This is a genomic window from Xanthomonas massiliensis (assembly GCF_900018785.1).
Taxonomy (GTDB): domain Bacteria; phylum Pseudomonadota; class Gammaproteobacteria; order Xanthomonadales; family Xanthomonadaceae; genus Xanthomonas_B; species Xanthomonas_B massiliensis.
Genome location: NZ_FCOY01000007.1, coordinates 1,204,252 through 1,221,158, shown reverse-complemented (window position 1 = coordinate 1,221,158; position 16,907 = coordinate 1,204,252). Strand labels below are relative to the sequence as shown.

Genomic DNA, 16,907 nt, shown 5'->3' with positions numbered 1-16,907 from the left:
TCTCAGGCCGGTTTCATTCATCACCCGACTCCACCACCCGCTCAACCGTGGCATAGGCCTGATGCGGGTGCTTCTCGGTTTCGGGGTACTTCAGGGCAAGCCGCCCTTCATCTCGCAAGGGACGCAGGTAGGTGCGGCGCAATTCCTTGGTGTCGCGGCGTCCAAGCACTTGGCACAACTCGGCCACGGTGTAGGGGCGCAGAGCGCACAGCGTCAGGATCAGCTCACGAACCTCAGCCTGGCGAGGTTTCGGGCCGGCCGCCGTGATCCTTGCTTGTAGCTCGGGGGGGACATCGGCGAGAACATGGGGGGATTCCGGAAATCCCCCCATGCTTGGTGGTGAATCCCCCCCTCCTCCGTCCGTCGATCCCACGGGGATTCCCAGTGGCAGCTCTGCCTGGCTAGCATCCCCAACCGTCTGCCGCTCGGCATCGGCCAATACGTAATAAGTGCGGCTGCCGGCACCTTGCTTTTCCAACAGGCCCCGGTCGCGCAGCCGGCGCAGGACCAGGCTGGCCGCCAATGTATCCAGCCCACAGAAATCCCGGCAGGCCGTGTTGTCTACGGCCCCCGTGGCGCGGGTGTAGATCAGCACCTTGGCCTCATCGGCACTGACCGCCGGGCCGGCGAACTCCCGCAGCCAGGCGTGGTCGTCCTCGGTCAGCAGGTTGTGCAGGAACAGGGTGAGCCGGAACTCGTTGGCCTGCCGGTCGGAGTGGAATTCCGGCAAGGGCAAGCCTGCCTCGGCGGCCAGGCGGCGCATGGCGCGGATGCCGGTGCCCTTGGCCTCGGCCAGGTGCAGGTCGTGCAGCACGGCGGAAATGGCCGGGTTGCGCAGGCGCGACCCCGGTGTACCCAACTGCGCAGGCTCCTTGAGCGAATAGCCGACGTTGCGGATTTCGATGCGGTTGCTGTAGCGGATGATCTGGGTCGGGCTGTGCACGGTGTAGCTGCGGTGCATGGCGGCATTGGCCAGCGCCTCGCGGATCACCTTGCGCGGCAGGATCGGCTCCTGCACGCTGTGCAATTGCCCTTCGGGCAGACGAAAACCCTTGGGCAGCTCGTCGATGATGCTGGCCTCGGCCTGTGGCAGCGCCAGCAGCAGCGGCTTGCGGATGTCGATGGACTGGAAGCGGTTTTCAGGGTCTTCCACCCATTCGTTGCCTGGTACGCGGATGTAGTCGATGCGCACCATGGGCAACAACCGGCGCAAGGCCAATGGCTTGCCGAACAGCACGATACCGGCAAGCGTTGGTTGCAATTGACCGTCCACGCGGCGCAACGCGCCCAGGGCTTCGAGCAGGTCCTCGTCGCCGTAATCCAGTTCCTCAGCCTGGGGGTTGATGCGGGCACGTTCGCGCCGATAGGAGGCTACGGCGGCCGGGTCGAAGTCGTCCAGCCGGGCATTGGGCAGGATGCTGGAATCCGGCCCATGCAGCGGCTGGCTTTCGCCGCGCAGCACCCACAGGTCTTCATCCACGCAATGCTGGTCGCTGGAGCCGATGCGGCGGTAGGCGCCACGCGGCAAACCGGTAGCCTTGAGATAGACCGGCTTCTGGGTGACATCGGCCTCGGACACGTACACCACCAGCACCGTCTTGCCGTCCACGGTCTCGGTCTGCATCTCCGGCCGCAAGGCGACATTGAGCATGGACGCGCACTGGCTGGCCAGGTCGCGCTGCACCTTGTCGGGATCGGGCAGGCCGGCGGCACGGTACACCGTATCGCCCTTGTCGTTGACGAACCAGTCCGCACCCAGCAGCAGATAGCCGCCCTCCAGCCCAGGCTCATTGGCGAAGGCGATGACCGTCTGCATCACGGATTTGCCCAGCTCACTGGCGCGCTTGGCCTCGATGCGGGTGGACTCATCGACCGAGTTGAGTTCTTCGAAGAGGTCGGTGGCGCTACGCATCAGCCTCCCCCATCAATTGTTCGGCATAACGCGCCACGATATGGCCGAAATCCGGGAGATGGCCATCGGCATCGGGCCGCTTGTAACCTTCTCGCAGACGATTCAGTTCGTCCGTGCTGGCGTTCTCCAGAAAATCGTTGTCGAACACACCTTGCAGAACTGCTGCCCGGCGGTCGTTCAGGAACTCGATATCCAGTTTCAGCAAGTTGCACATATAGGCGGCGTTGTCATTTTTCGGGATGATTTGTCCGTCCAACGTGTAGCGGAATTGCTGTTCACAGCCAGGGGTCGTCGGACTTATTGCAAGCGCCTCATCAAAGGCATTGCCCTTGGCATGGCCGCAATGCAAGGGCGTTCCCGGACTGGTTTCACGAATGCAGGAGGCATGCAGGTTGTCGTAGCTCAATACCCTGTCTGGATAGTGCTCCTGGGGGCGAAAATGTTCGATATGGCTATGCGCCTGCTCGATGCTGCGACCGCAATAGCAGCACACCCAGCCCTGCTCGCTCAGCAAGGCTTCTTGCAGTTGCGCCTTCTCCGGGTTCTGCAAATCGGCATAGGTCGGCTGCCAATCGTCATTGGCCTGCGCTTTCCATCGTTCGAAGCTCACCGGCGCTTCCTGCTTTTGCACATGCTTCATCGCCCGATCACCTCCTTGCGGCGGATCAGGGCGTCGGCACGGCCAAGTTCGGGAATCTGAGGCGCGGACTTCTTCAACTCCGTCAGCAGTCGCTTGGCTTCGTTCAGTGGACCGTTTTCGATCTTCTCAAACAGTTGCTTCAGCTTTTCGTCCACTTTCAGGTTACGGGAGGATGCCCCCATGATTTCTTCCAGCACCTGGCTGGAGTCCAGCCCATAGCTGACCTGCGGCTGGGAAGTCCCACCCTCGCGCAGCAGGATGATTTCTTCCGGTTGCAGTTCGCCCAGTACCTGGGGCGAATGGCTGGTGGCAATGAATTGCACGGATGGAAATGCGGCCTTCAGGCCATTGACGATACCGCGCTGCCAGCGGGGATGTAGATGCACGTCCAGTTCATCGATCAGCACTACACCTGGCGTTTTGCGGATTACATCTTTACCCAGTTGCGGGTTGAGCAGGCAGATGCGTCGGGCAATATCCGCCACCAGGCAGATCACCGCGCGCTGGCCGTCGCTGAGGTGATCGAAGGAAATGGTTTTCTGCTCGTCACCTTCTGCCTGTTGCCAACTCACCAGCAAACTTTTCTGCTGCATGTCGTAGCGCAGATCGCCAATGCCTTCGATGGCAGCGGTCAATGCGGTATTGACCAGTGCCAGTTCGTCATCGTCGATCTCATGGAAGCGCTTGCCTGTCTCGGACGAGCGTTGATAACGCTCCAGGCACTTGCCGATTACCCAATGCTGCAAAGCAGAGACATTAATAGCCGCATCCCACCATTGTTGGTAGCCATCGTGGCGGGAGGGTTTTTCCATGGCTGCCTGCATCACCTGACTGCGCTCAGCGAGCCATCGGCGGTTGGCGCGGTAGAAGGCAACCACCGGTAGGACTATATGTCCCTGCGTCGGCTGGCTATTCCCTCTGCCTTGAATGAGATCACGCAGTGGAGACCTTCCTTCAAAAGCAAGTTGTGCAACATCGCTCGCTTTTTTTACTATGATGGTGAAGTCGTTTTCTACGACGCGCCCTTCAGCTTTTACCGTTACGGGAAACAGTGGCTCGAAGCGATAACGTCCCTCTGTATGCACGGCACTGACATACGCATAATCCACTTCCTTGAAGACATGAGGAATAAGGTTCGGAACGCCCATTAACAAACCTGCTAACCCCTCAGAAATCCCCTTCAAGAGCGACGTTTTTCCACTACCATTGATACCGGCCACCACATTGAAATTGGTACTGAATTCCACACGCAAATCCCTGTGGGCACGGTAGTTCTGCAAATGGATCGAGGTCAGTTTCATGGTGTACCTCATTCAGAAAACGGTAAAGATACGAAATGCTCCCATGCTAGCCGGTAATCCGCTTCTCGATCCGCCAGGGTGAAGGGCGCGGTGTAGCGGATCGTGCGGTCGATGGGGCCGCCGGGTTGGGTGGCGTCGGTGATGGGGCGTTCGATCACCGTGCCGTCGGGGACCTGGGGGTGCAGGCTGCCGTCGGGCATGGGCTTGGGCTGAAGGTCTTCCCAGCCGAGGCGGCGCGGCTGGCGGATGCCGTCGGGGGTAACGACGGTGCATTCGGAGTCCTTGCGGTTGGCCTTGCGCGGCAGGCCGACGCCGACCAGGCCCTTGCTGGCGGTGAAGACGATACGGCCGTTGGCATCAAACCAGGTGTCGCGCTCGTACTGGCGCATGACGGGGAACTGCACGCGGTAGATGGTCAGCAGTTCGTCCAGCGTCAGGCCCAGGGCCTGGGCGGCGAGGACATCGATTTCCACCAAGGCCTGGCGGCGGGCGTAGTCGCTGCGCAGGGCGTTGTGGCGTTGCCAGTCGGGGGTGAGATTGGCGAAGAAGTCCTGCGGCAGGCGTGGATCGGCGCTGGCCCAACGATCGTGCCGGAATTCGGGCTGCCAGCAGGTTTGCCAGAGGTCGGCGTAGTGGGTGGTGAGGCAGTTGAGGGCAAGGGACCTTATTACCATTTGCGTGCTGTTTGCTGTCAACATTGGCAATTGCTGCGCGAGATCCCAGCGGAAATCACCTTTCCCCGTCGTTTTTATAAAGAAATCATACGGAATGGAGGCAAGTGCTGCTGACAACGCCGCATTGCCACCTTGATCACGGGATACAAGAGAAAACGCAAGATTGATATGTGCCGTACCCTTTGGAATCAGGCATGGAATAAGGGTTCTTTCACCTGACTGGCTCAACATCCTGCGAGTAACAGTACGGTAATACGCTGTCACCGGCTTCGCCTCGCTTTCCCCTTCCTCCACCCAACTGACACGCGGCACGCGGCGGGCGTATTCGGCGGGGCTGCACGCGGGGCGGTAGTTGCTGCGTGGCAGGTAGTGGTCGGGCAGGGTTTCGAGGTCGAGGGTGTCGTAGTGGCCCTTCTCGGTGCAGATGGCTCGTGGAGTTTTGCTGAGCGGGTTGCCGACGTAGAAGTGCGGGCCGGAGAGCACGAAGTCTTCGGGGCGGCTCACGAAGCCGGTTTCGCGGCGGATGGTGCCGTCCTTCTGCGCGCCGGTTTCGTGCCACATTTCCAGCGTGAAGTAATCGTCCTTCAGATCGCCCAGACGGCGCGGGACGCGGGCGAATTTTTCCAGCACCGAAACCAGCTCTCGACTGTGCACGGCGGGCAGGCGCGCCTGCAAGGGCGGCGTGCCGGGGGCGTCGTAGAGTTTGGCAAAGGTGGCGAGTACGCCTTCATTCACTTCCACCGCGCGATTGCGGTGTCCGCTGAAGTCCCATCCCCCTCCATCGTGTTTGATGCCGGGTGTCGGCCCGGCGCCGCTATGCTCCAGGCTGGCCTTGATGGTCGACGGGTGAAACAGATTCGCCATCGTCCGGAACCGTGGCGTTGCCTGCTTCGGCCCGTAGATATTGATGCTGTATTTCACACGATGGCCAATCTCGAACAGCATCAACTGGTTCTGGAACTGGAAGTGGCTGCGCAACCGCGCATACATCGCCGCGCGTAACTCCCCGCCCTTCGGATCGTCATACGGCCCTTCCGGGTGCAGCAGCGCCTGCACGCCACTGCCCACGCGCCACACCAGCGGCAGGAAGCCTTTGTACAGGTTGCTCTGCTGCCCCTTGAGCAACGGATAGTTCTGCACCGCGTTGAGAAATTCGCCCATGCCTTCGGTGGCCACGCACTCACTCAGGTAGTCGTCACGGGCCTGGGGCACGGCGGCGAACACAGCCTCGCGCTGGTCGGCGGTCTGCTTGGCACGGAGCTTTCGGATGGCAAAGCGCGGGTCGAAGTCCGACAGCAGGCTTTGCTCGTTCCATTCCACCTTGATCCACGGCGGGTTGCCCAGCACGACGTCGAAGCCGCCACGCTGCCGGAAGATGTCGGCGAACTCCAATTCCCAGTGCAGGAAGCGCTGCCGTGCGGCCACCTGCCGGGCCACTTGCAATTGCGGCAGGGTGTCGACCAGCGCTTCGATGTCCACATGGCCGTAGCGGTCGCGCTCGGGGGTGAAGTCCAGCGCGGTCTGCGGCATGGTTTCCGGGAACAGGTCGCGGTCGCCGGTGTTGGCAGCCAGGCTGGCGTTGCCCAGCAGCACGGTTTCCAGCACGAACCACCATTCCTCGCGGCTGGGCAGGTCGTCCGCCTTGTCCAGCGGCCAGAACCAGAGGGCGCACCAGAAATCCATGACCAGTTTCAGGCGGCGGTAGGGGCTGGCGTTTTTTTGCGCCTCGCTGAGCATTTCGCGCTGGAAGGTGGCGTCCTTCTGCGCGGTGGTGGTGGGCGCACGGTTGGCGTCGGTGCTGGGCCAGACGTGCAGCTCGTCGCTGGTGGCGCGGCGCACGCGGGCCAGTTCCTGGGCATGCTGCTGCCAGAGGGCCTCGGCGGCCTGGGCGATGGCCTGCACGCGGGTGATTTCGCTGCGTTCCAGCGGGGCGGTGAAGGTCTTGCGCCATTGCCTGAAGCGTTCGAAGGCGGCGGGTTCCAGTGCCTTGACCACCTTGTCGGTGACGGCGCCCATGCCCTCGGCGGGCAGCAGGAAGTGGAAGATATCGGTGGCGGCAGGTGTTTCCGAAAGCGCGAGGGCACGCGGCACGGCGCAGCGCCAGTCGCGCTCGGGCATGTCCTTCTCGCCCCGGCCGGGCGACAGTTGCGCGGTGCTGAAGACATCGCGCCGCGCGCCGACCAGGGAATTGCCGGCCACCAGTTGCAGGCCGAACCAGGGCACATGGCCGCCCTTGAAGATGGCATTGAGCCACAGCGAGACTTCGGCCAGTTCCACCGCCACGGGGTTGAGATCGACGCCGAACACGTTGGTGTCGGCGATGTACATCTTGACCCGCTGTTTTTCCGCCGCGTAGTCGTCATGCGGGATGCTCCGGCCCAGTTCCTTCTGCTTGGCCTGCAAGTAGGCTTCGGCCAACTGGCTGACGGCTTCGTTCAGGAAGGCCGCGCTGCCCATGGCGGGCTCGCAGATGGTCAGGCGCAGGATGTCGTCGGCGGATTTACCGGGCAGGATTTCGCGCAGGGCGTGCTCCACCAGGCAGCGGGTGAGGATTTCCGGGGTGTAGTAGCTGGCGGACTTTTCGCGCTCGCGCCCAGCCAGCCGGTAGATGAAGCTGCCCTTGGGATACAGGCGCGGCTCGCCGCCGAACAGGCGTTCAGCGTCGCTGTACTGGCCGATGGCGCTGGCCGGCACGAAATAGGCCGCTTCCAGCGGGTCGAGTTCGGCGTCCTTGCGCTTTTCGCGGGCGCTGGCGGGCGGGGTGTCGTCGTCCTCCGTGGCGTCGCTGTCATCGGGGAGCCCGCCTTCGTCATCTTCGGTGCGGCTAGCCTTTTGGGCCTTGGGGTCGCGGCGCACTTCATACAGGTCTTCTTCGGCGAAGAAGCCACGGAAGGAAAGCAGCGCCTCGTACACGGCACCAAGCTGGTTGATGCCCAGGGTGGCGTAGCTGATGCGGCCACGGCGACCGTTCTTGCCGCTGCTGCCACGCGAGAGCGACATCAACTCGATGACGCGTTGCAAGACATGGTTGCGCAGCTTGACACTGTTAAGCAGTTTGGTGCGGGCCGGGTCGAACAGATGGCCTTGCAGCGGGGCGATGGTGAAGCCAATGCCTTGCACGATGTCGCCCGGTGCCGGCTCAAGGCCGGTGCCCAGTTCTTGCTGCCCACTGTCGGCATCGCGGCGCGGGAAGCCCTGCCAGATCAGGCCGAATAGTTGCTGCAGGCTGTCGTGGAAGTAGAAGCCGTTGCGGGCTTGGTCGGTGGTGAGCGGGGTCTGTTCCAGCTCACGCAGGTGCTCGACGCTGTAGCCTTTCAGATAGGCTTCGGCCTGGATCGGGGCGTAGCCAAGTTCGGGGCGGGCCTCGATGTAGAACAGGAACAGCAGCCGGTACATGTAGCGCAGGCTTTCGCGGCTGAGCTGGTCGGCTAGGTCCGTGTCGGTGCGCTCGTAGAGCTTTTCCTTGCTGACTTCGCGCTTGTAGCGGATGGCCTCGTTGGCGATCAGTTCGATGCACTCGCGCAGGGCGTACTTGAGGTCGGTGGAGACCTCGAAGGCGTGCTTGTGGGAGCTGTCGTCCAGGCTGTCGAGCAGGGCTGCGCCGCCTTCCGCTGGCAGGACGGACAGTTTGCCCAGCAGGGCGCAGAAGGCGCGCAGGCTGTGTTCGTCACGGGGGCCGAACAGCTCCGGCAGATCGAAGCGCAACAGGGCCTTGCGGCCCCATTTGCTGCGTTCGATCAACAGCCATTGTTCGTGGTGAACCAGCAGCACCCAACGGGGCGGGGTGTCGTCGGCGAACAGGCGGCGAGAAAGGGTTTCCTCCCAGTCTGCATGGTGACGGCCGGTCTTGGCGCCTTTGCCGTCACGCGGGAGCAGTTGCAGCGGCGCGGTGTCTTCGTCGCCTGGCAGGGCCAGCGCTGTGGCGATGGCCAACAACGGGTGGCCCTTGCTGTCGCGGTATAGCGCCAGCAAGGGCAATTCGCCTTCGCGGCCGGCGTCGGCGAGGGCTAGGGTATGCGGCTGCAATTCGTAGCCGAGCGCGGCCAGCAGCGGCTGGGCCAGTTCGTGCAGCAGGCGTGCGCGTGCTTCGGGGCGTTTTTCACCCAGGAAGCGCTCGCGGTCACGGAAATAGCCGTTGGCACCGCTGGCGCTTCTGAGGCGGGCGACGGGGCTGTTGCTGCCCTGTTCCTTCCACTGATCGAACAGCGGTTTGAGATCCTTGACCAGGATGTCGTCCAGGTAGTGCTGGCTGTAGAACTCGTTGGCGTTGCTCAGGCCATTGATGGTGAAGCTCATTGGGCCGCTCCTTGCGCCACGTCCTGTCGTGCTGCGTCCTGTTGGGAAACTAGGGCGGCAACAACGGTGAACTGGGCGCGGTCGTCCAGTTGCAGCGTGTCGCGCACCCATTGCTGGTACTGGCCGAACAAGTCGGCGGTGGCGCTTTCACGTTGCTGGCGCTGGGCGGCGCGGACTTGTTCGATGCCGCCCTGGGCCAGTTCCAGTTCCATCTGCGCGAGGTGCTTGTCGCGCAGGGTGGCCAGCTTGGTTAGTTCTTGGTCCAGGCGCTGGCGGCAGTCGGCATCGAATGCCTGCTTGATGGGGCGCAGATGCATTTCGGCGGCGTGGATGACGGCAGGCAGGGCTTGCTGCCAGAGGAGGCTGTCGGGGGCGTGGCCATCGTTGGCCGGGGCCGGGTTCTGGCCCCCGTCCAACCCGGTGCGGTGCAGGGTATCGGGCAGGCTCAGCACGGCCTGCACCTGGCCCCGCGCATCGAGCTGCACGCCCAGCCATTCGGCCAGCATGGCCTGGCCACGCCGGTTGGGCACCTGGGACAGCACGAGGATAATGGCTTCACCCGCTTGCAGACCTTGCGGTACGCGCAGCAGCGGGGCGCGCTGGCGGCCGAAGGCAGCCATCAGCTTGTAGTCCAGCCATTGGGCGATGGGATGCAGCGGCCAAAGATAGTGCAGTTGCGGCCAGTCGCTGCCGTCGCGGGATTGGGCGATGGCGGCCTCGACCATGCGCTTGTCGGCGCAGAGGGCAAACGTATTGTCGGTTGGCCACATTTCCGGAGCGAGGTCGCGCTCCAGAATCTGCGTCAGGTCACGCCCCGGCTGGAAGCTGAGGGTACGGGTGGCGTCATCGGCCTGTACGGCGGGTTGCTGCTCGGGCTGGTGCTGGCGCAGCCAGCGCAGGCCGTCGCGGGCGTAGTGATAGTGGCCGGCGAACAGGCTGGGCAACGTAGCGGTGCGAGGTGGCGTGGTGGAAGGTACAGGTTTGCCCACAGGTGGCGTCACGCTGTTGGCGGCGTCGCCCCAGAGCAGTTCGAAGGGATCGACGTCGCCGCCTGCCAGTTGCTGGGCGAAAGCTTCGGCGGTGGTGTTGCCTTCGATGGCCTTGGCCACTTCCAAAGTTTCGGCGTCTTCGTCGTACAGGCCCATGAAGGCAGAGGGGTCGCCAATGTTCTTCGCGGCCTGTTCGTCCTTTTCGATAAGGATTTCCAGGTAGCGCAGATCGCCACGGACGCGCTCGTTATGGGGCTGGGTGTAGAGGTAGCCGATCTTGGGCGCTTGCGTCTGGCCATAGCGGTCCACACGGCCGTTGCGCTGCTGGAACACCATCAGCGACCAGGGGATGTCGAAGTGGATCAGCCGGTGCGACTGGTAGTGCAGGTTCAGACCTTCGGAGGCCACATCGGAGGCGATGAGCAGGCGCAGCGGCGAATGGCTGCGGCCAAAGTCCTCGACCGTCTGCTGGATGTCCTGGTCGGGCAACTGGCCGTGCAGGATGGCGACGGCGTCTGCCTTCAGGTCCAGCGCGGCAGGCAGATGTTGTTGCAGGAATTTCAGGGTTTCGATGCGCTCGGTGAAGAGCACCAGGCGGTCATCGGCGGCACGGCCGTCCCAGCGCCAACGTGGATCGTCCTTAAGTTGGGCGAGGAGATGTTGCAGCTTGCTGAACTGTGCGGGTTCGATCTGCTGCACAAGAGCTTGCAGGTCGCGCAGCGAAGCCAGGTCAGGATGCGTTGCATCACGGGCTTCCAGGCGGCGGATACGCTCCTTGAGCGTTTGCAGGCAGGCGGCGGGCGAGGAGAACAGTGCCTTTTCCAGCACGGTGCGGAACAGCATGGCACCATCGCGCGCGCCGCTGCCATCGCTGGCGAGCCTGAGTTCGGCCAGGGTATCGAAGGCGAGGTTCTCGGCAGCGCTGGCCTGGGCGGCCAGCTTGAAGACCTGGCGCTCGGGGAAGTCCTGCTTCATCTGTTCGCGCACGTCGCTCTTGAAGCGGCGGATGAACAGGTGTTCCACGTCGCTGCGGGTGTAGTCGGCCCTGGGCGGCAGCACGGTGGGGTCGAGCATGCGCACCAGGCTGGCAAAGCTTTCCTTCTTGCCGTTGTGCGGCGTGGCGGTAAGCAGGATGAGCGCGTCGGAGCGTTGGGCCAGCAAGTCGGCCAGACGGTTGCTCTGGGTGCGATTGCCCTTGTAGGAGACGTTGTGAGCCTCGTCGATGATGATGAGATCCCACCACGCGCTTTCCAAGTAGTGGCGGTATTCGCTGTCGCGCTTGAGCGTATCGACCGAGATGATGGTGCGGTCGTAGTAGCTGAAAGGGTTGTGGTTGGCCGGTATCTGCCGGCGGATGCGCTGGATGCCCGCCGAATCCAGGCGCGTCAGGGCGATGGTGAAGCGGTTCCAGAACTCCTGCTGGAACTGGCGCATCATGCTTTTGGTGGTGACCACAAGGATGCGCCGGGCACGGCCGCGGCGGATCAGCTCGGCAGTGAGGATGCCAGCTTCCAGCGTCTTGCCCAGGCCGACGGTATCGGCGATGAGCAGGCGCGGGCGAAGCTGCTGCAAAACCCGGTGGGCGGGGTCGAGCTGGAAGGGCAAGGCGTCCATCACGGCCTGCTGCCCCAGCACCAGCGCATCGCCCTGCACGGCGGACTGGCGCAGGCGGGCTTCGATCGCCAGCCGTGCGGCCATGAATCCGGGAGAGTCGTCAAACACCAGTTCGGTCTGTGCCGGGTCGATCAAGGTGACCTCATCGAGCGCCGTCAGGAACAGGGCGTGGCGATTGCGCACGGTTTCCGACACACCGATGCAGGACAGTTGCCAGCCGCCCTGGGCACATTGATCGGCATGCTGGACGAGCCATTCTTCGTCGCGAATCAGAGCGCGGGAACCAGGGGCGGGAGGCTGGGACAGGGACATGAAGTTTCTACGCTACGCTCGGGTGAATGGACGGGACACAGGGAACAAGTCAACGAACACCCCATCACGCTGACGACTCCGAGGGCCGTCCAGCCTGCGCAGGTTCCTGCAATCCATGCTTGCGTGCGTATTCGAGCACCAACACCTCGACCATCGAAGCCACGGAGCGGTGTTCACGTTCCGCTGCGGCCCGTAACAGTTGCTTGACGTTTGGCGACGTCCGAATGGAGAGCGTTTCAACCTTCAAGCGCGTCATTGCAAGGCCTTTGGACAAGTCATATTTACTCGCAAATGTACTGCGCTTTGCACGGCACGAAAAGCACATGTGTTAAACGCATGTGGATCGACGGTTTGGCAACTTCTGTTAAGAAAAGGCAAGGGCAATAAGCCGAAGGGGAATGGCACCAAGGGTCAACGGCCCTACCCGGAAAAGGAAAAGGCCACCCTCAAGCCGAAGCGGCGCCGATCACCAAATTGGCCGACGGCGCCAGCCCATCGATGTAGTTCGACCACGCCTGTAACATCTCCCGCCGCTGTTCGGCGTACTCGGCCCGGTTGTAGACGCCGCGTACGCCGCCGATGGTGTGGTTCAGCGCTTTTTCCATCACATCCGAAGGCCAGCCCTGTTCGTGCAGCAGAGTCGATGCGGTGCGCCGCAGGTCGTGGATGGTGAAGGCGGGAATCTCCTGCCCCTGCAAGGACACCTTCAGCGCCTGGTTCAGCGCATTGTTGGCGAAGGGCTTGGCCAGAGTGCCACGCCCCGGCAACACCCAGTCGCTGCTGCTGGCCAGCGGCTTGAGTTCCTTGAACAGGGTTTGCGCCTGGGTGGACAGGTAGACGATGTGCGGCTTGCCGGTCTTGGAGTTCTCGACCGGGATGTGCCATTCGCCTTCGTCCAGATGTACGTCTTTCCACTGCGCCAACATCAGCTCGGACTTGCGCACCAGCGTCATCAGGATCAACTGGAAGGCGATCTTGAACTGGCGGCGGATGTTGGAGGTCTGCATGGCGCGCAGGAACTGCCGGATTTCGTCCGGCGTCAGCGCCCGATCGCGGACGGCAGCGCGGTAGACGTGGCGCATCGGCAAGGCCATGACCGGGTTGGCCTGGATCAGGCCGCAGGTCAGCGCGTAGTCGAACATGCGCTTGAGCAGGCCGCGTACCTGGCCGGCGGCGGCGTCGAAGCCTTGTTCCTTCTTGCGCCAGATGACACCGCGCACGTCCTCTGCGGTGATATCCCTGACCGGCTTACTGCCGATGTGCGGCAGGATGTCCTTCTCCAGGTAACGGCGAGGCATGGTCACGTTCTTGCGGTCGCGTGACTGGATGTCCTTGAAGAAGCGTTCGGCGAAGTCGGCCACCGTGGCGTCTTCTGCGCCGGCCATCTTGGCCTGCTGCTTCTTCTTTGCAGGCGATTCGCCCATCGCTACTTGCTGGGCCGCCTCATCCCGTTTCAGGCGAGCGTTCTTCAGCGTTAGCGCAGGGTACTTGCCCAGCGTCAGCTTCTCGTACTTGCCGTTCAGCCGGTAGCGGTAACGCCAGACGACGCCCCCGGTTGGGAAGACTTCCACATACAGCCCGCGGTCGTCGGTGACCGTATAGGTTTTGTCCCTGGGCTTGAGTGCCTTGAGCGCGGTGTCGGTCAGTGCCATCTCATCCTCCGTATGTCCAAGCAGGGGGATGAGAGACAAAAACCCAGCTACTTGGAACCAAACTTGGACATAAAAGCGATTGGCTTCGACTGTATCACCGAATCACTCATAAGACAAAAATCCCTTTATTTATGCGGCCTACAGCCGCATCAGCAGACTTCAGTGGACGTCCATGAACCCAACCTCACTTCCCGATGCAGAAGCTCGAAAAGATCTTCCCCAGCAACTCATCGGCACTGATGCGCCCGGTGATCCCGCCCAGCGCCTCGTGCGCCAGGCGCAGTTCCTCGGCCGCCAGTTCCAGGCGTTCGTGGTCCAGTTCGGCAGCGGCGGCTTCAAGGTGTGCGCCCGCCTGCAGCAAGGCCTCGACGTGACGCGCGCGCGCGGTGAACTCGCCTTCGCTGCCCTCGCCCGCATCGCCTTCGACCACCGCGCGAAGCCGCCGGTGCAGCTGCTCCAGTCCCTGCCCGGTCACCGCCGAGACATGGATCGCTTCGTCGTCCGCTGCCGGCCACTGCGGCAGCAGGTCGCTCTTGTTGTGGATCAGCAGCCAGCGCGGTACCTGCGCCAGCGCGTCGTCGAGGACGGCCAGGCCGGCAGCCGGATCGCGCGCGTCCAGCACCACCAGCGCCAGGTCGGCGCGCTGCAGCTCGGCGCGGGCGCGACGCATGCCCTCGCGCTCGATGGCGTCGCCGCCTTCGCGCAGGCCGGCGGTGTCGACCAGTTCCAGTTCCACGCCGTCGCTGCGCACGGTCTCGCGCAGGGTGTCGCGGGTGGTGCCGGCGACATCGGTGACGATGGCGCGCTCGCTGCCGGCCAGCGCGTTGAGCAGCGAGCTCTTGCCGGCGTTGGGCGGACCCACCAGCACCGCGCGCACGCCGTCGCGCAGGCGCCGGCCGCGCTCGGCCTCGCGCAGCAGCTGCGCCAGCGCTTCGCGCACCTGCGCCAGGCCGGCGCGCACCTGCTCGCCGCCGAGCGTGTCCAGCGATTCGTCGGCGAAGTCGATCGCCGCCTCGACGTGGATGCGCAGCACGGTGATGCGTTCGCCGACCTCTTCCACGCGCTGCGAGAACACGCCGTCGAGCGAGCGCCGGGCGGCGCGCGCGGCGCGGATGTCGCCGGCGGCGATCAGGTCGGCGATCGCTTCGGCCTGGGCCAGGTCGAGCTTGCCGTTGAGGAAGGCGCGCTCGCTGAACTCACCGGGCCGCGCCTGCCGCGCGCCCAGCTCGCGGCAGCGCGCCACCAGCAGTTGCAGCGCCACCGGGCTGCCGTGCGCCTGCAGTTCCACCACGTCCTCGCCGGTGAAGCTGTGCGGCGCGGCAAACCACAGCGCGATGCCGTCGTCGATCGCCTGCCCGCGCGCGTCGGCGAAGCGCAGGTAGTGGGCATGGCGCGGGCGCAACGTGCGCCCGCCGATGGTGGTGGCGATGGCATGCGCGCGCGGCCCGGACAGGCGCACGATGCCCACGCCGCCGGCACCCGCGGCGGTGGTGATGGCGACGATGGTGTCGGTGGAGAATTCGGTCATCCGCAGATTGCAGCACGTCGGCGCGGTGGCGGAAACCGCATGCAGGGCGCGGCACCGCACGTCAGGCATCGTTGCATCGCCGCTGCCGGGCGCGCGAGGCGCGTCGCGGCCCGCACGTGGAGGCGAGCGGGAGGGCTTCGGCAATTCCACCAGTCCGGATTCCCGGCCTGAGGCGCCGCCAACCCGCAATCGCCGCTCCCGATCGTCGCCGCGCCCGTGGCGGCCTACCCACAAAGCGCAAGGCCCGCCTCGCGGCGGGCCTTGCGGCGTCTTACTTGGCGATGTTGTCGTGGATGATCTTGGCCGGCTTCTCGCCGTGCTTCCTGATCATCATCCACTGGATCAGCAGGCTCAGGCCGCCGCTGACCACCCAGTACAGCACCAGGCCGGCCGGCATGAAGGCCATCATCACGCCGAACACCAGCGGCATGAACTGCATCATCTTGGCCTGGGTCGGGTCCATGCCCGTGGTCGGGGTCAGCTTCTGGGTGAACCACATGATCGCCACGTTCAGCACCGGCAGGATGAAGTACGGGTCGCGCGCGGTCAGGTCGTGAATCCAGAATGCCCATGGCGCCTGGCGCAGCTCCACCGATTCCACCAGCACCCAGTACAGGGCGAAGAAGATCGGCATCTGGATGAGGATCGGCAGGCAGCCGCCCATCGGGTTGATCTTCTCCTTCTTGAACAGCTCCATCATCGCCTGCTGGTACTTCTGCCGGTCGTCGCCGTAGCGCTCCTTGAGCTGGGCCAGGCGCGGCTGCAGCTTGCGCATCTTGGCGCCGGAGGCGTACTGCGCGGCCGACAGCGGGTACATCGCCGCGCGCAGCAGGACCACCAGGCCGATGATCGACCAGCCCCAGTTGCCGATCAGCGCATGCAGGTGCGCCAGCACCCAGAACAGGCCCTGGCCGATGATCGCCATCAGCGAGAAGCGGCTGTAGTCCACCACGCGGTCCAGGCCCTTGACGTCCTCGGCCTTGATCGCGGCGACCAGCTTCGGGCCGACCCACAGCCGCGCCTCGGTGCTGGCGCTCTGCCCCGGCGCCACGGTGAAGCCCGGGCCACGCAGCTCGGCCACGTCGCGCGGGCCGTCCTGCGCCAGCACGTACAGCGAGGCCTGGTCCTTCTGCGGGATCCACGCGGTGAAGAAGTGGTGCTGCAGCAGCGCGATCCAGCCACCGGTGATCTGCCGGTTGAGGCCGCCGTCGTCCATGTAGTCCTTGAACGCGCGGCGCTCGTAGCCACCCTGCGGGCTGAACCAGGTCGCGCCGTTGAAACTGTAGGAATCCGGGTTGGTCATGCTGCGATCGACGATCGCCGGCACCCGGTCCAGCTTGCGGAACACGTAGGCCTGCCACGGCGCGGTGCCGGCGTTAGTCACCGCGTCCTTGACGTCGATGGCGTAGCGGCCGCGCTGCAGGGTATAGGTGCGGCGGATGGTCACGCCGTCCGGCCCGTGCCACACGAACGGCACCTGCAGGCTGTCCTGGCCCGGCGCCAGCGCGTAGTCGGTGCGGCCCGGCTGCTCGGGCTGGAAGCCGCCCGGCCCGGGGACCGACGCGCCCTGGCTGCTGGCCCAGCCGGCCACCGCGCTGTAGGGATGGGCCGGATCCTCGGTCAGCAGGCTCACCGGCGCGCTGCCCGGGGCCTGGGTCTGCGGATACTGCAGCAGCTGTGCATCGAGCACGCTGCGCCCGTCGGTCACCAGCTTGAGGACATCGGTGGTGACGGTGATGCGCGGAGCCGGCGCCGCCGCGGGCTGTGCCTGGGCGGTGGCGGCCGGCGTTCCCGCGGCACCCGCCGCCGGCACCGCGCCCGGCGCGGCCGGCCCGTCGCCATCGCTCGCCGGCGGCACCGCGGCCGCGGGCTGGGTGGCGGGCGTCGGCGTCTTCGGCGCCTCGTGCTCGCGGCCCCACTCCATCCACAGCAGTACGGCCACCATCAGCCAGGCGAAGATCAGGAATACACGGGTCTGGTTCATCAGGC

The 16,907-nt window shown here is 64.4% G+C and carries 8 protein-coding genes; all 8 read right to left on the bottom strand.

Annotated features, from left to right (window positions below; genetic code table 11):
• Positions 1 to 13: 13 nt before the first annotated feature.
• On the bottom strand, positions 14 to 1,912 hold the full coding sequence (locus BN3794_RS15460) for an ATP-binding protein (protein ID WP_066098731.1): 1,899 nt from the start codon (positions 1,910 to 1,912) through the stop codon (positions 14 to 16).
• Complete coding sequence (locus tag BN3794_RS15455) at positions 1,905 to 2,552, bottom strand: retron system putative HNH endonuclease (protein ID WP_066098730.1); 648 nt, start codon at positions 2,550 to 2,552, stop codon at positions 1,905 to 1,907. Before BN3794_RS15455 ends, BN3794_RS15460 begins: the two co-directional genes overlap by 8 nt.
• Complete coding sequence (locus BN3794_RS15450; protein WP_160330945.1) at positions 2,549 to 3,853, bottom strand: AAA family ATPase; 1,305 nt, start codon at positions 3,851 to 3,853, stop codon at positions 2,549 to 2,551. The genes BN3794_RS15455 and BN3794_RS15450 overlap by 4 nt, the downstream gene beginning before the upstream one ends.
• A gap of 8 nt (positions 3,854 to 3,861) precedes the next feature.
• On the bottom strand, positions 3,862 to 8,823 hold the full coding sequence (locus BN3794_RS15445; protein ID WP_066098728.1) for an Eco57I restriction-modification methylase domain-containing protein: 4,962 nt from the start codon (positions 8,821 to 8,823) through the stop codon (positions 3,862 to 3,864).
• Positions 8,820 to 11,738, bottom strand: a complete 2,919-nt coding sequence (locus BN3794_RS15440; RefSeq protein WP_066098726.1) for a DEAD/DEAH box helicase — start codon at positions 11,736 to 11,738, stop codon at positions 8,820 to 8,822. Before BN3794_RS15440 ends, BN3794_RS15445 begins: the two co-directional genes overlap by 4 nt.
• 446 nt (positions 11,739 to 12,184) lie before the next feature.
• Positions 12,185 to 13,390, bottom strand: coding sequence for a tyrosine-type recombinase/integrase (locus tag BN3794_RS15435; protein ID WP_066098724.1), 1,206 nt, complete (start codon positions 13,388 to 13,390; stop codon positions 12,185 to 12,187).
• A gap of 184 nt (positions 13,391 to 13,574) precedes the next feature.
• On the bottom strand, positions 13,575 to 14,918 hold the full coding sequence (gene mnmE, locus BN3794_RS15430; RefSeq protein ID WP_066098722.1) for a tRNA uridine-5-carboxymethylaminomethyl(34) synthesis GTPase MnmE: 1,344 nt from the start codon (positions 14,916 to 14,918) through the stop codon (positions 13,575 to 13,577).
• Between the two features lie 271 nt (positions 14,919 to 15,189).
• A complete protein-coding gene (gene yidC, locus BN3794_RS15425; protein ID WP_066098721.1) occupies positions 15,190 to 16,902 on the bottom strand; it encodes a membrane protein insertase YidC in 1,713 nt (570 codons plus the stop codon).
• Positions 16,903 to 16,907: the final 5 nt, after the last annotated feature.

Excerpts from the sequence above, each read along its gene's own strand:
- BN3794_RS15460 (WP_066098731.1), bottom strand. The coding sequence starts at position 1,912 with ATGCGTAGCGCCACCGACCTCTTCGAAGAACTCAACTCGGTCGATGAG.
- BN3794_RS15455 (WP_066098730.1), bottom strand. The coding sequence starts at position 2,552 with ATGAAGCATGTGCAAAAGCAGGAAGCGCCGGTGAGCTTCGAACGATGG.
- BN3794_RS15450 (WP_160330945.1), bottom strand. The coding sequence starts at position 3,853 with ATGAAACTGACCTCGATCCATTTGCAGAACTACCGTGCCCACAGGGAT.
- BN3794_RS15445 (WP_066098728.1), bottom strand. The coding sequence starts at position 8,823 with ATGAGCTTCACCATCAATGGCCTGAGCAACGCCAACGAGTTCTACAGC.
- BN3794_RS15440 (WP_066098726.1), bottom strand. The coding sequence starts at position 11,738 with ATGTCCCTGTCCCAGCCTCCCGCCCCTGGTTCCCGCGCTCTGATTCGC.
- BN3794_RS15435 (WP_066098724.1), bottom strand. The coding sequence starts at position 13,390 with ATGGCACTGACCGACACCGCGCTCAAGGCACTCAAGCCCAGGGACAAA.
- mnmE (WP_066098722.1), bottom strand. The coding sequence starts at position 14,918 with ATGACCGAATTCTCCACCGACACCATCGTCGCCATCACCACCGCCGCG.
- yidC (WP_066098721.1), bottom strand. The coding sequence starts at position 16,902 with ATGAACCAGACCCGTGTATTCCTGATCTTCGCCTGGCTGATGGTGGCC.